Origin of the sequence: Streptomyces asoensis, assembly GCF_016860545.1 — a bacterium.
GTDB lineage: Bacteria > Actinomycetota > Actinomycetes > Streptomycetales > Streptomycetaceae > Streptomyces > Streptomyces asoensis.
Map to the genome: position 1 here is coordinate 1,156,527 of NZ_BNEB01000003.1, position 20,916 is coordinate 1,177,442.

At 72.9% G+C, this 20,916-nt stretch carries 16 protein-coding genes, 4 tRNA genes and 1 other RNA gene; 9 read left to right on the forward strand and 12 right to left on the reverse strand.

Features of this window, described 5'->3' with window-relative positions; translation table 11 throughout:
* Nucleotides 1-18 precede the first annotated feature (18 nt).
* The 6 genes from purF to purS form a co-directional block, all read right to left on the reverse strand.
* A complete protein-coding gene (purF, locus tag Saso_RS17845) occupies nucleotides 19-1,545 on the reverse strand; it encodes an amidophosphoribosyltransferase (protein ID WP_189923896.1) in 1,527 nt (508 codons plus the stop codon).
* A 300-nt stretch (nucleotides 1,546-1,845) separates the two neighbouring features.
* Entirely contained in the window at nucleotides 1,846-2,325 is a 480-nt protein-coding gene (locus tag Saso_RS17850; protein ID WP_189923894.1) for an META domain-containing protein, read from the reverse strand.
* A gap of 49 nt (nucleotides 2,326-2,374) precedes the next feature.
* Nucleotides 2,375-3,172, reverse strand: coding sequence for a maleylpyruvate isomerase family mycothiol-dependent enzyme (locus Saso_RS17855; RefSeq protein ID WP_189923892.1), 798 nt, complete (start codon nucleotides 3,170-3,172; stop codon nucleotides 2,375-2,377).
* Between the two features lie 158 nt (nucleotides 3,173-3,330).
* Nucleotides 3,331-5,589 carry a phosphoribosylformylglycinamidine synthase subunit PurL gene (gene purL / locus Saso_RS17860; protein WP_189923890.1) on the reverse strand — a complete coding sequence of 753 codons (2,259 nt, stop codon included), beginning with the start codon at nucleotides 5,587-5,589 and terminating at the stop codon, nucleotides 3,331-3,333.
* Nucleotides 5,586-6,290 carry a phosphoribosylformylglycinamidine synthase subunit PurQ gene (gene purQ / locus Saso_RS17865; protein ID WP_189923888.1) on the reverse strand — a complete coding sequence of 235 codons (705 nt, stop codon included), beginning with the start codon at nucleotides 6,288-6,290 and terminating at the stop codon, nucleotides 5,586-5,588. Before purQ ends, purL begins: the two co-directional genes overlap by 4 nt.
* Nucleotides 6,287-6,559 carry a phosphoribosylformylglycinamidine synthase subunit PurS gene (purS, locus tag Saso_RS17870; protein WP_020131278.1) on the reverse strand — a complete coding sequence of 91 codons (273 nt, stop codon included), beginning with the start codon at nucleotides 6,557-6,559 and terminating at the stop codon, nucleotides 6,287-6,289. The genes purQ and purS overlap by 4 nt, the downstream gene beginning before the upstream one ends.
* A gap of 363 nt (nucleotides 6,560-6,922) precedes the next feature.
* Between purS and Saso_RS17875 the strand changes: the two genes are divergently transcribed.
* The 8 genes from Saso_RS17875 (at nucleotide 6,923) to Saso_RS17910 (ending at nucleotide 11,553) form a co-directional block, all read left to right on the forward strand.
* Nucleotides 6,923-7,240: a histone-like nucleoid-structuring protein Lsr2 gene (locus Saso_RS17875; protein WP_189923886.1), complete on the forward strand. Its 318-nt coding sequence runs from the start codon at nucleotides 6,923-6,925 to the stop codon at nucleotides 7,238-7,240.
* A 151-nt stretch (nucleotides 7,241-7,391) separates the two neighbouring features.
* Nucleotides 7,392-7,463, forward strand: a tRNA-Gly gene (locus Saso_RS17880).
* Nucleotides 7,464-7,543: 80 nt separating this feature from the next.
* A tRNA-Gly gene (locus Saso_RS17885) sits at nucleotides 7,544-7,616 on the forward strand.
* 147 nt (nucleotides 7,617-7,763) lie between these two features.
* Nucleotides 7,764-8,717, forward strand: a complete 954-nt coding sequence (locus tag Saso_RS17890; protein WP_189923885.1) for an ABC transporter ATP-binding protein — start codon at nucleotides 7,764-7,766, stop codon at nucleotides 8,715-8,717.
* Nucleotides 8,714-9,541, forward strand: a complete 828-nt coding sequence (locus Saso_RS17895) for an ABC transporter permease (RefSeq protein ID WP_189923884.1) — start codon at nucleotides 8,714-8,716, stop codon at nucleotides 9,539-9,541. Before Saso_RS17890 ends, Saso_RS17895 begins: the two co-directional genes overlap by 4 nt.
* 54 nt (nucleotides 9,542-9,595) lie before the next feature.
* On the forward strand, nucleotides 9,596-10,849 hold the full coding sequence (locus tag Saso_RS17900; protein ID WP_189923883.1) for a sensor histidine kinase: 1,254 nt from the start codon (nucleotides 9,596-9,598) through the stop codon (nucleotides 10,847-10,849).
* Nucleotides 10,846-11,454, forward strand: coding sequence for a response regulator transcription factor (locus tag Saso_RS17905; RefSeq protein ID WP_189923882.1), 609 nt, complete (start codon nucleotides 10,846-10,848; stop codon nucleotides 11,452-11,454). The genes Saso_RS17900 and Saso_RS17905 overlap by 4 nt, the downstream gene beginning before the upstream one ends.
* Before the next feature lie 23 nt (nucleotides 11,455-11,477).
* A tRNA-Gly gene (locus tag Saso_RS17910) sits at nucleotides 11,478-11,553 on the forward strand.
* A 37-nt stretch (nucleotides 11,554-11,590) separates the two neighbouring features.
* On the opposite strand, the gene Saso_RS17915 is transcribed toward Saso_RS17910, so the two are convergent.
* From Saso_RS17915 to ffs, 6 genes are all read right to left on the reverse strand, one after another.
* Nucleotides 11,591-12,490: a phosphoribosylaminoimidazolesuccinocarboxamide synthase gene (locus tag Saso_RS17915; RefSeq protein WP_189923881.1), complete on the reverse strand. Its 900-nt coding sequence runs from the start codon at nucleotides 12,488-12,490 to the stop codon at nucleotides 11,591-11,593.
* A 138-nt stretch (nucleotides 12,491-12,628) separates the two neighbouring features.
* Nucleotides 12,629-14,155, reverse strand: coding sequence for a N,N-dimethylformamidase beta subunit family domain-containing protein (locus Saso_RS17920; RefSeq protein WP_189923880.1), 1,527 nt, complete (start codon nucleotides 14,153-14,155; stop codon nucleotides 12,629-12,631).
* 220 nt (nucleotides 14,156-14,375) lie between these two features.
* The gene (locus Saso_RS17925; RefSeq protein WP_189923878.1) at nucleotides 14,376-16,367 is read right to left on the reverse strand and encodes a hypothetical protein; all 1,992 of its coding nucleotides are present in this window, start codon (nucleotides 16,365-16,367) and stop codon (nucleotides 14,376-14,378) included.
* Nucleotides 16,368-16,691: 324 nt separating this feature from the next.
* Complete coding sequence (gene purD / locus Saso_RS17930; protein ID WP_189923876.1) at nucleotides 16,692-17,987, reverse strand: phosphoribosylamine--glycine ligase; 1,296 nt, start codon at nucleotides 17,985-17,987, stop codon at nucleotides 16,692-16,694.
* A gap of 166 nt (nucleotides 17,988-18,153) precedes the next feature.
* Nucleotides 18,154-20,499, reverse strand: coding sequence for a DNA polymerase III subunit gamma and tau (locus tag Saso_RS17935; RefSeq protein WP_189923875.1), 2,346 nt, complete (start codon nucleotides 20,497-20,499; stop codon nucleotides 18,154-18,156).
* Nucleotides 20,500-20,568: 69 nt separating this feature from the next.
* Nucleotides 20,569-20,667, reverse strand: an RNA gene (gene ffs, locus Saso_RS17940) — signal recognition particle sRNA small type.
* 71 nt (nucleotides 20,668-20,738) lie between these two features.
* On the opposite strand from ffs, the gene Saso_RS17945 reads away from it, so the two are divergent.
* Nucleotides 20,739-20,826, forward strand: a tRNA-Ser gene (locus Saso_RS17945).
* The last annotated feature ends 90 nt before the right edge of the window (nucleotides 20,827-20,916 follow it).

Genomic DNA, 20,916 nt, shown 5'->3' on the forward strand with positions numbered 1-20,916 from the left:
TGGTGATACGTGCGGGGCTTACGGGCGACGGATCGCGTCGGCCGCGGCCGTGGCTGCCGGACCGGCCGCCAGCTCCGTCTCCAGGAGCTGCTTGCCGAGCAGCTCGGGGTCCGGGAGCTCCATCGGGTACTCGCCGTCGAAGCAGGCGCGGCACAGGTTCGGCTTGGCGATGGTGGTCGCCTCGATCATGCCGTCGATGGAGATGTAGGCGAGGGAGTCGGCGCCCAGGGAGGTGCCGATCTCGTCGATGGTCATGCCGTTGGCGATGAGCTCCGCGCGCGTGGCGAAGTCGATGCCGAAGAAGCAGGGCCACTTCACGGGCGGCGAGGAGATCCGGATGTGGACCTCGGCCGCGCCCGCCTCGCGGAGCATGCGGACCAGGGCCCGCTGGGTGTTCCCGCGCACGATCGAGTCGTCCACGACGACCAGCCGCTTGCCCTTGATGACCTCCTTCAGCGGGTTCAGCTTCAGCCGGATCCCGAGCTGGCGGATGGTCTGCGAGGGCTGGATGAACGTCCGGCCGACGTACGCGTTCTTCACGAGACCCGCGCCGAAGGGGATGCCGGAGGCTTCCGCGTAACCGATGGCGGCCGGGGTGCCGGACTCCGGTGTCGCTATCACCAGATCGGCGTCGACCGGCGCTTCCTTGGCCAGCTTGCGGCCCATCTCCACCCGGGACAGGTACACGTTCCGGCCGGCGATGTCGGTGTCGGGGCGCGCCAGGTAGACGTACTCGAAGACACAGCCCTTGGGCTTCGCTTCCGCGAATCGGGAGGTCCGCAGTCCGTTCTCGTCGATGGCGATGAACTCGCCGGGCTCGATCTCACGGACGTAGGCGGCACCGCAGATGTCGAGGGCGGCGGACTCGGAGGCGACCACCCAGCCGCGCTCCAGGCGCCCGAGGACCAGCGGGCGGATGCCCTGCGGGTCGCGACCGGCGTAGAGGGTGTGCTCGTCCATGAAGACGAGCGAGAAGGCTCCCTTGACCTGCGGGAGGATCTGGTGGGCCGCCTCCTCGATGGTCAGCGGCTTGCCGTCCTCGTCGACCTGGGCCGCGAGCAGCGCGGTGAGCAGGTCGGTGTCGTTGGTCGCCGCGACGCGCGGGGTGCGGCCCTCCTGCTTGGGCAGGTCGGCGACCATCTCGGCGAGCTGGGCGGTGTTGACGAGATTGCCGTTGTGGCCGAGCGCGATCGAGCCGTGCGCGGTGGCACGGAACGTCGGCTGGGCGTTCTCCCACACGGAGGCACCGGTGGTCGAGTAGCGGGCGTGTCCGACCGCGATATGACCCTGGAGCGAACCGAGCGAGGTCTCGTCGAAGACCTGGGACACGAGGCCCATGTCCTTGAAGACGAGGATCTGGGAGCCGTTGCTGACCGCGATTCCCGCGGATTCCTGACCCCGATGCTGGAGGGCGTAGAGCCCGAAGTAAGTGAGCTTGGCGACCTCTTCACCGGGGGCCCAGACCCCGAAGACGCCGCAAGCGTCCTGGGGGCCCTTCTCGCCGGGGAGCAGATCATGACTGAGTCGACCGTCACCACGTGGCACGCCACCGAGTGTAGGCGAGATCGACCACTGGTCCGAATTGGGGATACCCACCGGTAACTGGATCACCGGCCGGAAGCCGCCCCCAAGATCGGCGCATTTCCGCAGGTCAGACCTTGGATGGAATGATCCAACAGTCGGCCGGGCGGGCCGCGGCGGCCCCCTTGCGCACGTCCGTACCCCGGACACTAGTGAGGTGTCGCACACCGGCGGGGCCGACGGGAGCGCTCCACCGGGCCGGGAGCACCGGCGGACCCCCGCTCCGGCCGGCGGCCGGGGCGTGTTCCCCGGCCGCGCCGGCGGTCACTTCCGGACGAGCCGGACCCGGTCGCCGTCGGCCGTGGCCAGCGTCAGCGTGCGGCCCTCGACCTCGCTGGCGAGGACGCCGTCGGCGAGGGTGGCGGCCAGCGCCCGCTCGAAGTCCATGTGATCCCCGCAGGCCATCCTGGTCGCCCTGGCGTCGCTGAACCGGACGGCGGAGCCTTCGACCACTGCCTTGGCGGTGAAGTGGTTGCAGCCGTAGCTGCCCGCGGCCTTGCCGTCCTCGATCTCTACGTGCGCACCCGCCGGGGCGCGCCGGGTGGTGCCGTCCACGGTGACGCTGTCGACGCTCCAGCGGACCCCGGTGACGGGCTGCTCGGCGCTCACCGCACCGCTGCCGGGCTGCTCGCCGTCCGCCCGTTCGGTGCCGCAGGCCGCGGCGAGCGGGACGAGGAGGGCGGCCGCGGTCAGGGCGGTGCGGCGCCTGAACGGGTGCGTAGGGCTGTGCCGGTGCCGGTACATGCCGGTTCGACGGGAGGGGTGGGGCGATCGGTTCCGTCCGGGGCCGGATTCAGGCCATCAGGGGCAGCAGCGCGCCGAGGTCGGCCCGCTCGCCGCTCGCCGTGACCTTCGCCTGCCCGAGGGCGTCGTGCCAGGTCACCCGGCCGGTCGCCAGCCGGATCCAGGTCAGCGGGTCGGTCTCGACGACGTTGGGCGGGGTGCCGCGGGTGTGCCGGGGGCCCTCGACGCACTGCACGACGGCGTACGGCGGGATCCGCACCTCGGTGGCGCCGCCGGGTGCCCGGTCGGCCAGGGTGTCGGCGAGCAGGCGGGTGGCGGCGGCGAGCGCCCCGCGGTCGTAGGGGACGTCCAGGCCGGGGACGGCGGCGTTCAGGTCGTCGGTGTGGACGACGAGTTCGACGGTCCGCGTGACCAGGTAGTCGGCGAGCGTCATGGCACCGGTGCGGGCCGCGAGGAGACGGCCGGCCGGGGCGGCGGCCAGGGCTTCGGCCAGGCGCTCCCCGGTGCGGGCGAAGAGGGCGTCAAGATCGGGGTTCGCGGCCGCGAGGTCCCGGGTGCCGTCGGCGATGTCGGCGGCGCGGCCGGCCGTGGCGGAGGGCCATTGCAGGAGGGTCAGCTCCGCCTTCGACGGCTCGTCCCGGTCGAGGTTGCGGCTCACGGTGGCCACCGCCATGGTCAGGTGCGCCGCAAGGTCCCGCACCGTCCAGCCCGCCAGTCGTGTGGGCAGCGCGAGCTGCCCGGGGGTGAGCGTGGCCACGGCCCGCCGTACGTTCTCGAACTGCGCGACGACCGCGGCGCGGGTCTTCACGGGGTCGTACACCCGCGCTCGTTTCCTGACCGGAGGCATGGCGGCGAGCCTAGCCGCCGGCACCGACAGGGGGCCGACGTCCCCGGGGTGCGGGCCGCGGCGCAGGCCGGTGCCGGGAGGACGGAGGGGACGCGGAAGGCCCCGACCCCCTTGACGGGGGGGGCGGGGCCTTCGGCAGCGGCGGTCGCCGCGGGCGGCTACGCGAGGAGCGCCTCGATGGTGCCCTCGTGGGCCTCCCGCAGCTCGTCCAGGGGCAGGGCGAACTCGCCCTGGAGCTCGACCGTGTCACCGTCGACGACACCGATGCGGGTGACGGGCAGGCCGCGCGCCCCGCACATGTCGGTGAAACGGAGCTCCTCGGAGCGCGGGACGGCCACCACGGCACGCCCCGCCGACTCGGAGAAGAGGAACGTGAACGCGTCGAGCCCGTCCGGCACGACCAGCCGCGCGCCCTTGCGGCCGAGCAGCGCCGACTCGACGACCGCCTGGATCAGACCGCCGTCCGACAGGTCGTGCGCGGCGTCGATCATGCCGTCGCGGGAGGCGGAGATCAGGATCTCGGCGAGCAGCCGCTCCCGCTCCAGGTCGACCTTGGGCGGCAGACCGCCGAGGTGGTCGTGGACGACCTGGGACCAGGCCGAGCCGCCGAACTCCTCGCGGGTGTCGCCGAGGAGGTACAGCAGCTGGCCCTCCTCCTGGAAGGCGGCGGGCGTGCGGCGCGCGACGTCGTCGATCACACCGAGCACGGCCACCACCGGGGTCGGGTGGATGGCCGCCTCGCCCGTCTGGTTGTAGAGCGAGACGTTGCCGCCGGTGACCGGGGTGCCCAGCTGCCGGCAGGCGTCGGCCAGACCGCGGATGGCCTCCGCGAACTGCCACATCACCGCGGGGTCCTCGGGCGAGCCGAAGTTCAGGCAGTCGGAGACGGCGAGCGGCTTGGCGCCGGTCGTCGCCACGTTCCGGTAGGCCTCCGAGAGGGCCAGCTGCGCGCCCGCGTACGGGTCGAGCTTGGCGTACCGGCCGTTGCCGTCGGTCGCGATGGCGACGCCGAGGCCGGTCTCCTCGTCGATCCGGATCATCCCGGAGTCCTCGGGCTGGGCGAGGACGGTGTTGCCCTGCACGAAGTGGTCGTACTGGGAGGTGATCCACTTCTTGGAGGCCTGGTTCGGGGAGGACACCAGCTTCAGGACCTGGTCCTTCAGCTCCTCGCCGGTGGCCGGCCGCGGCAGCTTGTTCGCGTCGTCCGCCTGGAGGGCGTCCTGCCAGCCGGGGCGGGCGTAGGGGCGCTCGTAGACCGGGCCGTCGTGGGCGACGGTGCGCGGGTCGACGTCGACGATCTTGCCGCCGTGCCAGAAGATCTCCAGGCGGTCGCCGTCGGTGACCTCACCGATGACGGTCGCGATGACGTCCCACTTGTCGCAGATCTCCAGGAAGCGGTCGACCTTCGACGGCTCGACGACCGCGCACATGCGTTCCTGCGACTCGCTCATGAGGATCTCCTCGGGCGAGAGCGTGGAGTCGCGCAGCGGGACGTCGTCCAGGGTGACGCGCATGCCGCCGGAGCCGTTGGAGGCGAGCTCGGAGGTGGCGCAGGACAGACCGGCCGCGCCGAGGTCCTGGATGCCGACGACCAGCTTCTCGGCGAAGGCCTCCAGGGTGCACTCGATGAGGAGCTTCTCCTGGAAGGGGTCGCCGACCTGCACCGCGGGACGCTTCGACGGCTTGGCGTCGTCGAAGGTCTCGGAGGCGAGGATCGAGGCGCCGCCGATGCCGTCGCCGCCGGTCCTGGCCCCGTAGAGGATGACCTTGTTGCCGGCGCCGGAGGCCTTCGCGAGGTGGATGTCCTCGTGCCGCATCACACCGATGGCACCGGCGTTGACCAGCGGGTTGCCCTGGTAGCAGGCGTCGAAGACGACCTCGCCGCCGATGTTCGGCAGGCCCAGGCAGTTGCCGTAGCCGCCGATGCCGGCGACGACGCCCGGCAGGACGCGCTTGGTGTCGGGGTGGTCGGCGGCGCCGAAGCGCAGCGGGTCCACGACCGCGACCGGACGCGCGCCCATCGCGATGATGTCGCGGACGATGCCGCCGACGCCCGTGGCCGCGCCCTGGTAGGGCTCGACGTACGAGGGGTGGTTGTGCGACTCGACCTTGAAGGTGACCGCGTAGCCCTGGCCGACGTCGACGACACCGGCGTTCTCGCCGATGCCGACGAGGAGGGCGTCGGACTGCGGGGCCTTCTCGCCGAACTGGCGCAGGTGCACCTTCGACGACTTGTAGGAGCAGTGCTCCGACCACATCACGGAGTACATGGCGAGCTCGGCGCCGGTGGGACGGCGGCCGAGGATCTCCACCACCCGCTCGTACTCGTCCTTCTTGAGGCCGAGCTCGGCCCAGGGCAGCTCGACGTCGGGGGTCGCGGCCGCGTGCTCGACCGTGTCCAGAGGCGTCCGGCTCATGCGTTGACCAGCTTCTTGAGGATCGAGGTGAAGAACGGCAGGCCGTCGGTGCGGCCGGAACCGATGAGCGGCTCGACGGCGTGCTCCGGGTGCGGCATGAGGCCGACGACGTTGCCGGCTTCGTTGGTGATGCCGGCGATGTCGCGCAGCGAGCCGTTCGGGTTGCCGTAGCCGTCCGCGGCGTCGCCCTCCACGAGGTACCGGAAGGCGACACGGCCCTCGGCCTCGAGCTTGTCGAGGGTGTACTCGTCGGCGACGTACCGGCCGTCCATGTTCTTCAGCGGGATCCGGATCTCCTGGCCCGCCTCGTAGTCGGTGGTCCAGGCCGTCTCCGCGTTCTCCACCCGCAGCTTCTGGTCGCGGCAGATGAAGTGGAGGTGGTCGTTGCCGAGCATCCCGCCGGGGAGCAGGTGGGCCTCCGTGAGGATCTGGAAGCCGTTGCAGATACCGAGAACCGGGAGACCGGCCTTCGCCTGCTCGATCAGCGTCTCCATCACGGGCGAGAAGCGCGCGATGGCACCGGCCCGCAGATAGTCGCCGTAGGAGAAACCGCCGCACAGCACCACGGCGTCGACCTGGTGAAGGTCTTTGTCCTTGTGCCAGAGGGCGACGGGTTCGGCGCCCGCGAGACGGATCGCGCGCCGGGTGTCCCGGTCGTCGAGGCTGCCCGGGAAAGTGACGACGCCAATACGAGCGGTCACTTCGCGGCCCCCGCGACTGCTTCTTCGGACTCGACCTTGACGGTGAAGTCCTCGATCACGGTGTTGGCGAGGAAGGATTCCGCAAGATCGTGGATGCGGGCGAGGGCGGCCTCGTCGACCGGCCCGTCAACTTCCAGTTCGAATCGCTTTCCCTGACGTACGTCGGAGATGCCTTCGAAACCCAGACGCGGCAGTGCGCGCTGCACCGCCTGGCCCTGGGGGTCGAGGATCTCCGGCTTGAGCATGACGTCGACTACGACGCGTGCCACTGGCACTCCCGGTGGTGTGGTGCTGAGCAGGTTCCTGCGGGTGTCTCCAACAGGTGTCTTCAGACTACCCGCACAAAATTTCTACGCGGGTAGAGTTGTAGGAAAGTACGTGACCGCCATCACGATCAGGTATCGGACCAGTGCCTTCGCGGAAATTTCAGGGAAAGATCCAGGGTACGTCGGCGTTCCCTATTGCCTCGGGACACGCGGGCAGATTTAGTCGAGCTTCACATTGCAATGCCGGGCACTGTACAAATGAATTGCCAATAGCCGATACTTTGCCCCATAACAGGCGGACAGTCGACATCTCCGTGACGTCTTGGCACGTCACCGCAGAGCTGTCGCACGAAGGGACCGATATTCGTGGCGCAGAAGGTCGTGGTCACTCTCTCTGACGACATCGACGGCTCGGAAGCGGCGGAAACGATCGCTTTCGGGCTCGACGGCAAGTCGTACGAGATCGACCTGAATGAAGCCAATGCCAAGAAACTGCGTAAGGCTCTCGCGCCCTACGTGGACGCCGGCCGCAAGCGCTCGAGGTCCGGCAAGGCGTACAAGCAGACGGAGGTCGCACCCGACCCCGCGGCCGTACGCGCCTGGGCCCAGGCCAACAAGATGGAGGTACCGGCCCGCGGCCGCATCCCCAAGAAGGTCTACGAGGCGTTCACCGAAGCCCAGTGAGCCGCACCCGCCGGTCGGGCCCCGCAGCCGCGGCCCGACGGCCGGTCACCGGCCCCTCGAACGAACCGACTTGCGCTGCACCCCTCCTGGTCAGCTAGAGTTCGGAGCACGCCGAGGGGCCAGGCCGAAAAGCCCAGCTCACGGAGTACATGCGGGTGTAGTTCAGTAGTAGAACATCCCCCTTCCAGGGGGAAGGCGCAGTGTGCGATCCCTGTCACCCGCTCTGCATCACCGATCTGTCCACTGTTGTGGATCAGGTAGGCTGGTGCCCGCGCCGATCGGTGAGAGCCGGTCGGAGGCAATGCGGACGTAGCTCAGTTGGTAGAGCGCAACCTTGCCAAGGTTGAGGTCGCGAGTTCGAGCCTCGTCGTCCGCTCGGGAATGAGACCCCGGTCCAATGGACCGGGGTCTTTTCGTGCGTCCGGCTGGCCATGTGCGGGCCGGACGGGCTTCTGACATTTGTCATGCGGAGTGATGACACCTCGCACTGCCGACGCTCCTCTCCCGCGGGGAGGCTCGGGGCATGGACACGAATGAACACGTGATCGAGGTCACCGACCTCCGGCGTGTGTACGGGGGCGGGTTCGAAGCGGTCCGCGGGATCTCCTTCCACGTCGGCCGCGGTGAGATCTTCGCGCTGCTCGGCACCAACGGCGCCGGGAAGACCTCCACGGTCGAGCTGCTGGAAGGACTCGCCCCGCCCGACGGCGGGCGGATCACCGTTCTGAACCATGATCCGTACACCGAGCGCGCCGCCGTCCGGCCGCGCACCGGCGTGATGCTCCAGGAGGGCGGCTTCCCCTCCGAGCTGACGGTCGCCGAGACGGCGCGCATGTGGGCCGGCTGTGTCAGCGGCGCCCGGCCGGTCGCGGGGGCGCTGGCGCTCGTGGGGCTCGCCGGGCGAGCCGGCGTCCGGGTCAAGCAGCTGTCGGGAGGGGAGCGGCGGCGCCTCGACCTCGCGCTCGCGGTCCTCGGGGACCCCGAGGTGCTGTTCCTGGACGAGCCGACGACCGGCCTGGACGCCGAGGGCCGCCGTGACACCTGGGACCTGGTCCGCGCCCTGCGCGACGCCGGTACGACGGTGCTGCTGACCACGCACTACCTGGAGGAGGCCGAACAACTCGCCGACCGGCTGGCCATCCTGCACGAGGGCCGGGTCGCGGCCGCCGGAACACCCGCCGAGGTGACTAGCGCCCAGCCGTCCCGGATCTCGTTCGAACTGCCCGCCGGGTACTTCGTGGGTGACCTGCCTGCGCTCGGCGAACTGGGCGTGTGCGGCCACGAGGTGGACGGGCAGGTCGTACGGCTGCGCACCCGGGAGTTGCAGCGGGCGGCGACCGGCCTGCTGGTGTGGGCCGAGCACGCCCGGGTCGCGTTGCGCGGGCTGGACATACGGTCGGCCTCCCTGGAGGAGGCGTTCCTGGGGATCGCCCGGGAAGCGTCGCAGCACACGGGCACCGAGGAGGTGGCGGCATGAGCGGGACCCCGCTGAAGGACCGGGCGACCGTGACGGACGGCCGGGCGGCCGGCCGGACGGTCACGACCCCGGTGAGCCGGATGGCCGCCCTCGCACGGGCCGAGCTGACGCTCCTCGGGCGCAGCAGAAGCACCCTGATCACGGCCGTGTTCATGCCGCTGGTGCTGCCGGTCAGCCTGGCCCCGGTGATCGAGGACATGAACGCCGAGGACTCCGGACTCGGCGTCGGCGAGGTACTGCTGCCCGCCGCGATCGGCTTCTCCCTGCTCTTCGGTGTGTACGCGGCGCTCTCGGCCATCTACACGGCCCGGCGTGAGGAACTCGTGCTGAAGCGGCTGCGCACCGGTGAGCTGCGGGATGCGGAGATCCTCGCCGGGTCGGCGCTGCCCGTCCTCGCCACGGGTCTGGCGCAGTCCCTGGTGCTGGTGGCCGGCGCGACGGTCCTGCTCGATGTACCGGCCCCCGTAGCTCCCCATCTCGCCGTGCTGGGACTGCTGTCGGGCCTGGTGATGTGCGCGGCGTTCGCGGCCGTCACGGCCACCGTGACCCGCAGCGTGGAGAGCGCCCAGGTCACGACGGCGCCCATGGTGCTCGTGTCGATGATCGGTTCCGGCCTGGCCGTGCCCCTGGAACTGCTCCCCGACCGGCTCGCCGCCGTCTGCGAACTGCTGCCGCTGTCCCCGGTGATCCTCCTGGTCCGCGGCGGCTGGACGGGGGACCTGTCGGCGTACGAGGTCCTGCGCGCCCTGGCGATCGCGCTGGCCTGGACCCTTCCGGCGGTGTTTGCTGTACGGCGGTGGTTCCGCTGGGATCCCCGGCGGTGACCCCGCGGGGCAGCAGCCGGGGTCCGACGGGCCGAAGAGCAGGGGAGGGCACGCATGTTGGGCCGCATCCGGGGGTGGCAGCGGCGTCACTGGCGGGACCGCAGCAAGGCCGAGCGGGTCGAGTTGCAGACCCTGGGCACCTGGTACTTCACCACCTGGTTCTTCTCCTTCGCCTGGCTCGCCCTGCCGTTGCTGAGCGCGGTCGAGAACCGGCCCGGGCCGCTGCTGGTCGGGGGGCTGCTGATGCTCGCGGGTGCCGTGCAGTGCGCCGAGGCGAACCGGCGCACCCGGCCCGTCCTCGACCACTACCTGGGTCGCGCCGTGCTCCCGCCCCGCGCGCTGTATCCGGCGGGCGCGCTGCTGGCCTTCAATCTGGCGCTGGACCTGGTGCTCGCCGTGCTGGGCGGTGCCGACGCGGTGACGGTCCGGCTCTGCATGGGAGCAGCGCTGCTGCCCTTCGGGATGCTGTACGGGCTCGTGGTGCCCATCCGGTCGTTCCTGCGGCACTCGGCCCTGCTCGCCGTGCTGCTGATGGCCGTCTTCGGCTGGGCGGAACCGGACGCGGCGGGGATCTTGATGATCGGGGTCCTGACCGCCTTCGCGACCTGCTTCTCGCTGTTCGCCTGCCGGTGCAGCGCCTGGAACCTGGCGGTGCTGTGGGAGGCGGAGCGGGCCGGGGAGGTCGAGGCCCGGCTCGCCGTCGCCGAGGAGCGGCTGCGGTTCGGCCGGGACCTGCACGACGTGATGGGGCGGAATCTGGCGGTGATCGCCCTGAAGAGCGAACTGGCCGTGCAGCTGGCCCGGCGGGGGCGGCCGGAGGCCGTGGAGCAGATGATCGAGGTCCAGCGGATAGCGCAGGATTCCCAGCGGGAGGTGCGCGCGGTCGTGCGGGGATACCGGGAGGCCGACCTGGGCATCGAACTGGCGGGCGCGCAGGGGGTGCTGCGGGCGGCCGGGATCGCGTGCGAGGTGAGCGGGGAGGCCGGCGGGCTGCCGCCCGAGGTGCAGTCGGCGCTCGGCTGGGTGGTGCGGGAGAGCACCACCAACGTGCTGCGGCACGGTGACGCCGGGCGGTGCTCGGTGGCGTTGCGGATCTCCGGGGAGCGCGTGGTGCTGACGGTGGAGAACGACGGCGCCGGGTCCTGCGTGCCGGAGAGCGGCGGCGGATCGGGGCTGACGGGGCTGCGGGAGCGGCTGCGGGGCGTCGACGGGACACTGGAGGCCGGGTTCGTCGGGGCGGGCGTCTTCCGGGTCGTCGCCGAGGTGCCGCTGAGCGGGAAGGCCGCTGTGAGAGAGGTCACTTCATGACGGTGCGGGTGCTGCTCGCCGACGACGAGCACCTCATCCGGGGGGCGCTGGCCGCGCTGCTCTCCCTGGAGGACGACCTGGTGATCGTCGCCGAGGCGGCCACCGGACCGGAGGCGCTGGCGATGACGAGGGCCCACCGTCCCGACGTCGCCGTCCTGGACCTCCAGATGCCGGGCGCCGACGGTGTGAGCGTCGCCACATCGCTGCGTACCGAACTGCCGGACTGCCAGGTGCTGATCGTGACGAGCCACGGCCGGCCGGGACATCTGAAGCGGGCGCTCGCGGCGGGTGTGCGGGGCTTCGTCCCCAAGACGGTGAGCGCGCAGCGGCTCGCGGAGATCATCCGGACCGTGCACGCCGGGAACCGTTACGTCGACCCGGAGTTGGCCGCCGACGCGATCGCCGCCGGTGACTCGCCGCTGACCTCGCGTGAGGCGGAGGTGCTCGAACTCGCGGCCGACGGGGCGCCGGTCGCGGAGATCGCGGAGCGGGCCGCGCTGTCCCAGGGGACCGTGCGCAACTACCTGTCCTCGGCCGTCTCGAAGCTCGGGGCGGAGAACCGGCACGCCGCGGTGCGGCTCGCCCGGGAGCGGGGTTGGGTATAGTTGGCCTCGCGCCACGGCGCACTGCGGACGTAGCTCAGTTGGTAGAGCGCAACCTTGCCAAGGTTGAGGTCGCGAGTTCGAGCCTCGTCGTCCGCTCCATCGCAAAGGCCCCGGTCATCGACCGGGGCCTTTCGCGTCAGCTCCAGGCGGTGCCCGTCAGGCGCTCGTAGGCCTCGATGTACTTGGCGCGGGTCGCGTCCACGATCGGCCCGGGCAGCGCCGGCGGGGGCTGCTCGCTCGCGCGGTCCCAGCCGGACTCGGCCGAGGTCAGCCAGTCGCGCACGAACTGCTTGTCGTACGAGGCCTGCGCCCGGCCGGGCTGCCACTGGTCGGCCGGCCAGAAGCGGGAGGAGTCCGGCGTGAGGACCTCGTCGGCGATGACCAGGTCCTCGCCCTCGAAACCGAACTCGAACTTGGTGTCGGCGAGGATGATGCCCCGCTCGCGGGCGATGTCGCGGGCGCGGCCGTAGACGGCGAGGGTCGCCTGGCGGAGCGCGGCGGCGGTGTCGGCGCCGACCTGGCGGGCGACCTCCTCGTAGGAGACGTTCTCGTCGTGCTCGCCCACGGCCGCCTTGGTGGCGGGGGTGAAGATCGGGGCGGGGAGTTCACTGCCGTCGACGAGGCCCTCGGGGAGCGCGAGGCCGCAGACCGTGCGGGACTCGCGGTACTCGGCGAGGCCCGAGCCGGTCAGGTAGCCGCGCGCCACGCACTCGACGGGGACCATCCGCAGCGACTTGCAGATCAGGGTGCGGCCCGCCCAGTCGGCCGGGGCGCCCGCCGGCGGCTCCGTGCTCAGGACGTGGTTGGGGACCAGGTCGGCGAGCTGGTCGAACCACCACAGGGAGAGCTGCGTGAGGACCCGGCCCTTGTCGGGGATCTCGGTCGGCAGCACCCAGTCGAAGGCGGAGGTGCGGTCGCTGGCGACCATCACGAGGTCGCCCGCCTCGTTCTGGTACAGGTCGCGCACCTTGCCGGTGTGCAGATGCACCAGGCCCGGCACCTGAAGGGGCTCGGGCTTTTCTACGAATCCGGACACGGTTCCTCCCCGTGGTTCTGTCCTGGTGGGCCGATTGTCCCGTACATCGGGATCGGCCGAGGACAGCGGGTGGGTGAGCGGGGCCCGCGGACGCGTACCGGCGGGGCGGTGTCCCGGCCCGCCGGGAGGGCCGCGCGGTCAGTCGCGTTTGCAGATGCGGTCCAGGAGGTTGGCCGTGGCGCGCTGGACCCGGGGGTCCACATGGCCGGGGCGGTCCAGGGCCGGGGACCAGGCGAAGGTGCCGGAGGCGAAGACCAGGGCGCCGGAGGGGGCCCGGTACAGGGATGTCTCCTGGTGGCGCAGGACGCCCTCGCTGTCGGCGTACGGGGAGTGCGCGAGGAGGATGCGGTCCTCGTGGGGCGGGAGGGGGGTGCGCGGGAAGTAGCGGTCGGCCTCGCCCGCCACCAGGTCCTCGATGCCGTCGCCGTCGAGCGCGCCGGTCGCCTCCCACAGCCAGTGGCCGGCGTTGCGGACGATCAGCGGACGCGGCTCGGGCACCCGGCCCGCGTACTGGATGCCGACCAGCTGCTGCTCGGCGCGGTCGATCTCCCGCCACAGGACGGGCTTTCCGGGACCCTTGCGCTTGCGGCAGGTCAGCAGCCGGCCGGGCACCCCGGACGGGGACGGACCCAGCTCCACCTGCCAGTAGAGGGAGTTCGCCGACAGGAACACCAGCGAGGTGCCGCTGTCGCGGGCGAGTTCCGCGGTGCGGCGCATGGCGGCCGACCAGTACTCGTCGTGGCCGGGGAAGACCAGGCCGCGGTAGCGGGTGGGGTCGACGCGACCGGCGTGCAGGTCGCGGGCGTCGGCGTAGGCGAGGTCGTAGCCGTAGCGCTCGGCCCAGCGGATGAAGTCGTAGGCGTGGCCGACGTGGAGGGGGAGCCCGGCGCCCGCGTACGGGCGGTCGAAGGAGACCGTGGTCGCGGCGTCGGCCTCGCCGAGGAGACGGCCGTCCTCGTCCCACGCGTGGTAGAGGCTGGCGCCGGTGCGGCCGTCCTCGGGGTAGAGGTTGTAGGCCTGCCAGGTGACGTCGGGCAGGACCAGGAGCAGGTCGGCGGGGTGCTGGTCGCGGACCGTGAAGGGGATGTGCGAGCGGTAGCCGTCGACGGTGGTGAGGACGGCCACGTACGCGCCGACCTTCCAGTAGGACGGGACCTGGAGGCGCCAGGAGAGCCACCAGTGGTGGCAGGAGACGGTGCGGTCGGCGGTCAGCGGCGGGGGCTGCACGATGCCCGCGAGCCGCGGACTGGTGGTGATCTTGGCGGCGCCGTCGCCCTCGTAGTGGCCTATGCGGTAGATGTCGACGCTGAATTCCTGGGGCGGGTCGACCGTGATGTGGAAGTCGGCCGCGTCGCCGGGGGCGACCGCGCCGGTCGAGATGAAGCCCTTGATCTGACGGCGGACGTCGTCGGCCGAGCGGGGGCCGCCCGCGGAGGGCGCGGAGCGGGGGCCGGGGACGCGGGGGGTGCCCGCCGCGGCGGGGGCGGGGGGCTGCTCCACGTACCAGGGGACGACCTGGCCGCTGTCGCCGAAGTACGTCTCGGTGCCGCGCAGCCAGGGGACGGGGCCCTGCCCGAAGGGGTCCGTCACGGCGTGGGCCAGCGCTCCCGACTCCCACCGGCGGATGTGTTCCGGCCCTGATGCCGGTCCTGGTCCCGGTCCCATGGTGCTCCCCTCCCTGGTGCCCCCGTGATCGTCGTGCGTCGGTGACCGCCGTGCGCCGCTGCTGGTTTATGTCGCGCGCCCTTGCCATGGGCCCGATCGGTCCCAGCACATCACATAACGCGCGCAGACAGTCACTATTCGTTGCGAATTGGCCGAAAGTGGAATCAGAGGCTCCGAAAGGGGCGTCGTGCGGGACGGCGGAGCCGGTCGCCGGCCGTGCTCAGCCCAGTCGTACCGGCTTCTCCGGGCGTATCCCGAGCTCCACCAGCCAGGTGCGCAGGGGGACGGAGTCGCCGTCCTCGACGAGGCTGAGCACCCGGGGGGTCAGGTCGGGCACGCGCACCCCGTCGACGAGGAGGGTCGGGCCGTCCAGCCAGTCGAGGCCCGGGATCGCGCCCACGGTGTCCATGGCGGCGCAGCAGACCATCGCCGTGACGTGGTCCGCCAGCAGCTCGCGTTCGGTGCGCGGCGGCTGAAGGGGGAAGAGGGGCAGCGCGTCCTCGTCCCACAGCGCCGCGTCGGGGCCCTGGCCGGGGGCCGGGGGGCCCGCCGGAGCGGGGGGCACGGCCGCGGCGGCCTCGGACTCCTCGCGCCCCAGCTCGGCGCCCAGCTCCGCCGCGAGGGCGACGCTGCGCGGGTTCGGGGGCGGGGAGTCGTCCTCGTCGTCGCCCGACAGAACGGACCCGGGAACGGCGGCGTCGCATCCGGCGGCGGGGTCGGTGTCCGGGCCGGTGCCCGTGTCCGGGCCGGGGGTCGGGGGCGTGGCGAGGTGCGGGCTCGGGAGCGTGGGTGGGGTGGTCGGTTCGGGGGTGCCGGGGTGCGGCGTGGTCGTGAGAGGGCCGGTCACGGCGGTCCGTGGGTGCGGTCCGTGGGGGGCGTCCGGGTCGTCCGGACCGTCCTCCGCCCGGTCGGCCAGGTGGTCCAGGACGCGGGCCAGCGTGGGTCCGCTGGTGCCGCCGGGGTGGGGCGATGCGGTGAGGCCGGGGCCGCGGCGGACGCCGAGCGCGTCGAGGACCCGGTGCAGCCGGGCCGCGTCGGTGCGCCACTTGCGGTCGACGACCTCGTCCGGATAGTCCTCCCAGGCCACCGGCGCCCAGTCCGGGCCCGGATCCGCGGGGCCGCCGTGGAAGAGGCGGGCGGCGAGCAGCGAGGCGGCCTCGTCGACCGTGCCCGGCTCCTCGAGCAGGTCGCAGGCGGGGCGCTCGCCGAGGCGGTCGGCGAACCCCTCGGCGAGGCGGTCACGCCGGGACAGTTCGGTCAGGGCCGCGACGACGCCCGCGTCCAGCCGGGAGGGCCAGCGGCCCATCCGCCAGGCGGGCAGCGCCACCCGGGTGAGCAGCCGGTCCCAGCCCGCGTAGGCCAGGCCCACCTGCTCCTGGGCGACGATGCGCAGCCCGTAGTCGACGGTCTGCGCGCGCTCGGCGGCCGCGGCGGCCACGCCCCGCTCCATCTCGCCGGCGTGGGTCTGACAGCCGCGCAGCAGCAGCCGCGCCACCCGGCCGATGCCCGAACAGACCGGGCGCAGCACGGGATACCGGTCGCCCCGGTAGGCGCAGACCGCCACCGCGGCGTCCAGACCGCGTACGAAGCGCCGGGCCGCGGCTATGTCGGGGTGGGCCGAAGGGCCCGTGCCGGCGACGACCGGCGCGAGGACCGCGCGCAGCTCGCCCACCCGCATCCACCACAGGAACGGGGAGCCGACGACGAGGACCGGGGCCGCGGGCGCGCGGCGGTGCAGGAGGCCGTGGGAGCCACCGGGTCCGGCTATCTCGTCCGCGCCGCCGGCGGGGGACGGCCCGTGCGCCGGGTGGGTGCGGTCCTCGAGCCAGCTGTCGCAGTCCGGGGTCAGGGCTATCGCGGAGGGTGCCGGGACGTCGAGCCGGTCGGCCAGGTCCCGGACCAGCCGGTACAGATCGGGGGCCGCCTCCTCCGCGACGGCGACCGTCGGGCTGACGGCGGGACGCGCGCGGGCGACGACCAGGCCGACGACAACGGCGGCGAGCAGGACGACGACCGCGACGGCGGACACGGCCCAGCGGGCGCCCTCCCATCCGGGGCCCACGAGGTGCCCGGTGGAACCGCCCGCCAGCAGGATCACCGCGGCGGCCGCGGGCAGCAGCGCGACGGCGAGCGCCCGGCTGCGCACCCGCAGCACCGCCAGTGCCCGGGCACGCGCGGCCTGCGCGCCCATCTCCACTCCCGTACCGGTCACGGCCGGACCTCACCCCCTCCCTGCAGTCCTGTTTCCCCCGGCTGTCTTCGCAGTGCTCACTCCCCCACTGTGGCACCGCCCACCGACATCGCAATGCCGGTGGGCCAAGTGCCGGAACGAGGGCCGGAAGGCTTGCGCCGCACCCTAGTTGGCGCTCAGGCCCACGTCAGCCGGATGGCTCAGCGCTCACACGATGGAATGGCTTTGGGGAAAGGTGAACGACTGTGGGCAACGATCAGGCCCCGGGTTCCATGGGTCCTCCGTGAGGAGTTCCATGGCCACCCGGGGCCTGAGGGGTTCGTGGGACGTCCGCGGAGCCGCGGGCTACGCGCCGGCCGCCGCCTTGGCCGCGATGTCCGTGCGGTGCTGGGAGCCGTCGAGGCCGATGCGGGCGACCGCCCGGTAGGCGCGGTCGCGGGCCTCGGTGAGGTCGGCGCCGGAGGCCGTGACGGACAGCACGCGTCCGCCCGCGCTGACGACCGTGCCGTCGTCGTCCCCGGCGAACTTCGTGCCCGCGTGCAGGACGTACGCGTGCGGGGCGTCCTCGGCGGCCACCTCGGCGAGGCCGGTGATCGGGTCACCGGTGCGCGGGGTGCCGGGGTAGTTGTGCGAGGCGACGACGACGGTGACGGCCGCCTCGTCGCTCCAGCGCAGGGGCGGCAGGTCCGCGAGCTCGCCGGTGGCGGCCGCCGCGAGGACGCCGGCCAGCGGGGTCCTCAGCCGGGCCAGCACGACCTGGGTCTCCGGGTCGCCGAACCGGGCGTTGAACTCGATCACCCGGACACCGCGGCTCGTGATCGCGAGGCCGGCGTAGAGGAGACCGGAGAAGGGGGTGCCGCGGCGGCGCATCTCGTCGACGGTCGGCTGGAGGACGCTCTCCAGGACCTCCTCGACCAGCTTGGGGTCGGCCCACGGCAGCGGCGAGTAGGCACCCATGCCGCCCGTGTTGGGGCCCTCGTCGCCGTCGAGCGCGCGCTTGAAGTCCTGGGCGGGCTGGAGCGGGACGACGCTGACGCCGTCGGTGATCGCGAAGAGGGAGACCTCCGGGCCGTCGAGGAACTCCTCGACGACGACCCTGCCGCGCTCCGCGGCCGGTGCGTCGGGCGATCCCAGACAGCCGGCCGCGTGCGCCGCCGCGGCCTGCGCGTCGTCGGTCACGACGACACCCTTGCCCGCGGCCAGACCGTCGTCCTTGACGACGTACGGGGCGCCGAAGGCGTCGAGCGCCTCGGCGACCTCCTCGGGGGTGGTGCAGACGTAGGAGCGGGCGGTCGGCACGCCGGCCGCGGCCATGACGTCCTTGGCGAACGCCTTGGAGCCCTCCAGCTGCGCGGCCTCCTTCGAGGGGCCGAACACCGGGATGCCCACGGCGCGCACGGCGTCGGCGACCCCGGCGACCAGCGGCGCCTCGGGGCCCACGACGACCAGTTCGGCGCCGAGCGCGACGGCCAGCGCGGACACGGCCCCGCCGTCCAGGGCGTCGACCTGGTGCAGCTCGGCGACCTCGGCGATGCCGGCGTTGCCGGGGGCGCAGTGCAGCGCGGTGACGGCGGGATCGAGGGACAGTGAGCGGCACAGGGCGTGTTCGCGGGCGCCGCTGCCGATGACGAGGACGTTCACGGGGGTCAGCCTAACGGGCCGGAGCCGCGGGGCCTTGTGCGGGCCGCCAAGGCCGAGGGCCACCGGCGTCGTGCGTTCCTACAACCACCCGACGGCCCCGTCGGCCCCGGCGGCCACCGCGCGGGTCCGACGCGTTCGTCGCACCCGTTCGTCGCACCCCTGCGTCTCACTCGTTGGTGAACTCCTCGACCACGGTCGCCCCGAGCTCGCGCACGATGAGTTCGTAGCCGGAGAGGGCCGATTCGTTGAGGTCGGGGTCGTCGTCCTCCGGGATGTCGTCCTCGGGGGCCACGGGCTCCGGAGCGGCCGGACGCGGCGGCGCCGGCTCGGGGGCCCGGTGGGCGGGCGCGGGTGCCGAGGGCGAGGCCTGCTGGGCGGGGGCACCGGGCGCGGCCTGCGTCCGGGGCGCTCCCGCGCCGGGAGGACCCGCCGGGCCGCCGCCGAAGCCACCGGGCGCACCGCCCCCGCCGGCTCCGCCGCCACCGCCGCCGAAACCGGCGGAGGGCGGGGGCGCCGAGCCGCCGGACGGGTCGACGACCGCGTCGATCTTCCACTGGACGCTGAACTGCTCGGCCAGGGCCTGCCGCAGCACGTCCTCGCTGCCGCTGCTCGCGAAGTTGTCGCGGGCCCCGGCGTTGACGAAGCCGAGCTGGAGCGTCGTGCCGTCGAAGCCCGCCACGTGCGCGTTCTGGCTGAGCAGGATCCAGGTGAAGCGGCGGCGGTTCTTCACGGCCTCCAGGATGTTCGGCCAGAGCATCCGGGGGTCGAGCCCGCCGCTGGGAGGCGCGTACGCCCCGGCGGCGGGGGCGGGCGCGGGGGCGGCCGCCGGGGCCGGAGCGGGGGCCGCGGGACCGGCCGCGGAGGCGGCGGGGGGCGCGGGCGGCCGTCCGCCGCCGCCCGCGGGCGTGGCCGTGGGCCAGCCGCCGGGTCGGCGTCCGCTGCCCGCGGCGGTGGCGGTGGGCCAGGCGCCGGGGGCCGCCGGGGCGGGATCCTGGGGGGCCGCGGCGGGAGCGTGCTCCACCTGCGGGGCGGCGGCCTGCGCCGCGGCGGGCGCGGGAGCGGGAGCGGGCGCAGGTGTGGACACGGGGGCGGCCGGTGGTTGGACGGGGACCGGCGCGGGCGCCTGAGCGGAACCCTGGCCCGCGGGGCCGGGCCCCTGCCCGGCTCCCGGTCCGGCCGCTCCCGGACCGCGGACCGCGGCGCGGGCGGCGGCGGCCCCGCCACCGGGCGGGACGGGCGGTCCCGCGGGCACGTCGGCGCCGCCGTGCGCCTCGGGCCCGGGCACGTAGCCCGCCGCCGGCATCGCGGGCGCGCCCTGCGCCGCGTGATGGACGCCGCCGCCCGCCTGGACGTTCACACCGCGCTCGATGCGGTCGAGGCGGGCCATCACGGAGCGTTCGTCGCCATAGGCGGCGGGCAGCATCACGCGCGCGCAGATCAGCTCGAGCTGGAGACGGGGCGAGGTGGCGCCGCGCATCTCGGTGAGGCCCTCGTTGACGAGGTCGGCGGCGCGGCTCAGCTCCGCGGCGCCGAAGACCCCGGCCTGGGCCTGCATGCGCTCGATCACGTCGGCCGGGGCGTCGATGAGTCCCTTCTCGGCCGCGTCGGGGACGGCGGCGAGGATGACGAGGTCGCGCAGCCGCTCCAGCAGGTCGGCGACGAAGCGGCGCGGGTCGTTGCCCCCCTCGATGATCCGGTCGACGACCTCGAAGGCGGCGGCGCCGTCACCGGTGGCGAAGGCCTCGACGACGGAGTCGAGCAGCGAGCTGTCCGTGTACCCGAGCAGGGAGGTGGCCATGGCGTACGTCACACCCGCCTCGGTCGCCCCGGCGAGCAGCTGGTCCATGACCGACATGGAGTCACGCACGGATCCCGCGCCCGAGCGCACGACGAGCGGCAGCACGCCCTCCTCGACGGGGATGGCCTCCCGGCCGCACACCTCGCCGAGGTACTCCCGCAGCGTCCCCGGCGGGACGAGCCGGAACGGGTAGTGGTGGGTCCGTGAGCGGATGGTCCCGATGACCTTCTCCGGCTCGGTCGTGGCGAAGATGAACTTCAGGTGCTCCGGCGGCTCCTCGACGACCTTGAGGAGCGCGTTGAAACCGGCCGACGTGACCATGTGGGCCTCGTCGATGATGTAGATCTTGTAACGGCTGCGGGCGGGTCCGAAGAACGCCTTCTCCCGCAGGTCACGGGCGTCGTCCACGCCTCCGTGCGAAGCGGCGTCGATCTCGATGACGTCGATCGAGCCCGGGCCGTTCCTCGCCAGGTCCTTGCAGGACTCGCACTCCCCGCACGGGGTCGGCGTGGGCCCCTGCTCGCAGTTCAGGCACCTGGCCAGGATCCGCGCGCTGGTGGTCTTCCCGCATCCGCGCGGCCCGCTGAACAGGTACGCGTGATTGACCCGGTTGTTCCGCAGCGCCTGCGACAGCGGGGCGGTGACATGCTCCTGCCCGATGACCTCGGCGAACGACTCCGGGCGATAGCGGCGGTACAGCGCGAGAGACGACACGCATACGAGGTTATAGGCGCCCACCGACATCGGGCCCCGCGCACGGGAGGGGGCCGCGTCCGGCCCGGGAACGCAAGCGCCCCCCACGCACCCGCCAGAGCCGACCTACCCTTGCTGCCTTCCGGCCCTGGGGGAGTTCAGTCAGATAGCGCCGCGTGAGGGGCTGCGCACAGGCTACAGGATCTGAGCGGGGGGAACGAGTTCGCGAGCACTCCTCAACGTCTTGTATTGTTTGCCGCGGAGGATTCGCCTAGTGGCCTAGGGCGCACGCTTGGAAAGCGTGTTGGGGGCAACCCCTCACGAGTTCGAATCTCGTATCCTCCGCCAGTGCCTCACCGGGCACGAAGTCGAAGGGCCCCACCGTTCGCGGTGGGGCCCTTCGACGTTGCCCGGCCCGGTCGTCCGGCCCCGACATAA

Excerpts from the sequence above, each read along its gene's own strand:
- Saso_RS17850 (WP_189923894.1), bottom strand. The coding sequence starts at position 2,325 with ATGTACCGGCACCGGCACAGCCCTACGCACCCGTTCAGGCGCCGCACC.
- Saso_RS17855 (WP_189923892.1), bottom strand. The coding sequence starts at position 3,172 with ATGCCTCCGGTCAGGAAACGAGCGCGGGTGTACGACCCCGTGAAGACC.
- purL (WP_189923890.1), bottom strand. The coding sequence starts at position 5,589 with ATGAGCCGGACGCCTCTGGACACGGTCGAGCACGCGGCCGCGACCCCC.
- Saso_RS17890 (WP_189923885.1), top strand. The coding sequence starts at position 7,764 with ATGGACACGAATGAACACGTGATCGAGGTCACCGACCTCCGGCGTGTG.
- Saso_RS17895 (WP_189923884.1), top strand. The coding sequence starts at position 8,714 with ATGAGCGGGACCCCGCTGAAGGACCGGGCGACCGTGACGGACGGCCGG.
- Saso_RS17900 (WP_189923883.1), top strand. The coding sequence starts at position 9,596 with ATGTTGGGCCGCATCCGGGGGTGGCAGCGGCGTCACTGGCGGGACCGC.
- Saso_RS17905 (WP_189923882.1), top strand. The coding sequence starts at position 10,846 with ATGACGGTGCGGGTGCTGCTCGCCGACGACGAGCACCTCATCCGGGGG.
- Saso_RS17920 (WP_189923880.1), bottom strand. The coding sequence starts at position 14,155 with ATGGGACCGGGACCAGGACCGGCATCAGGGCCGGAACACATCCGCCGG.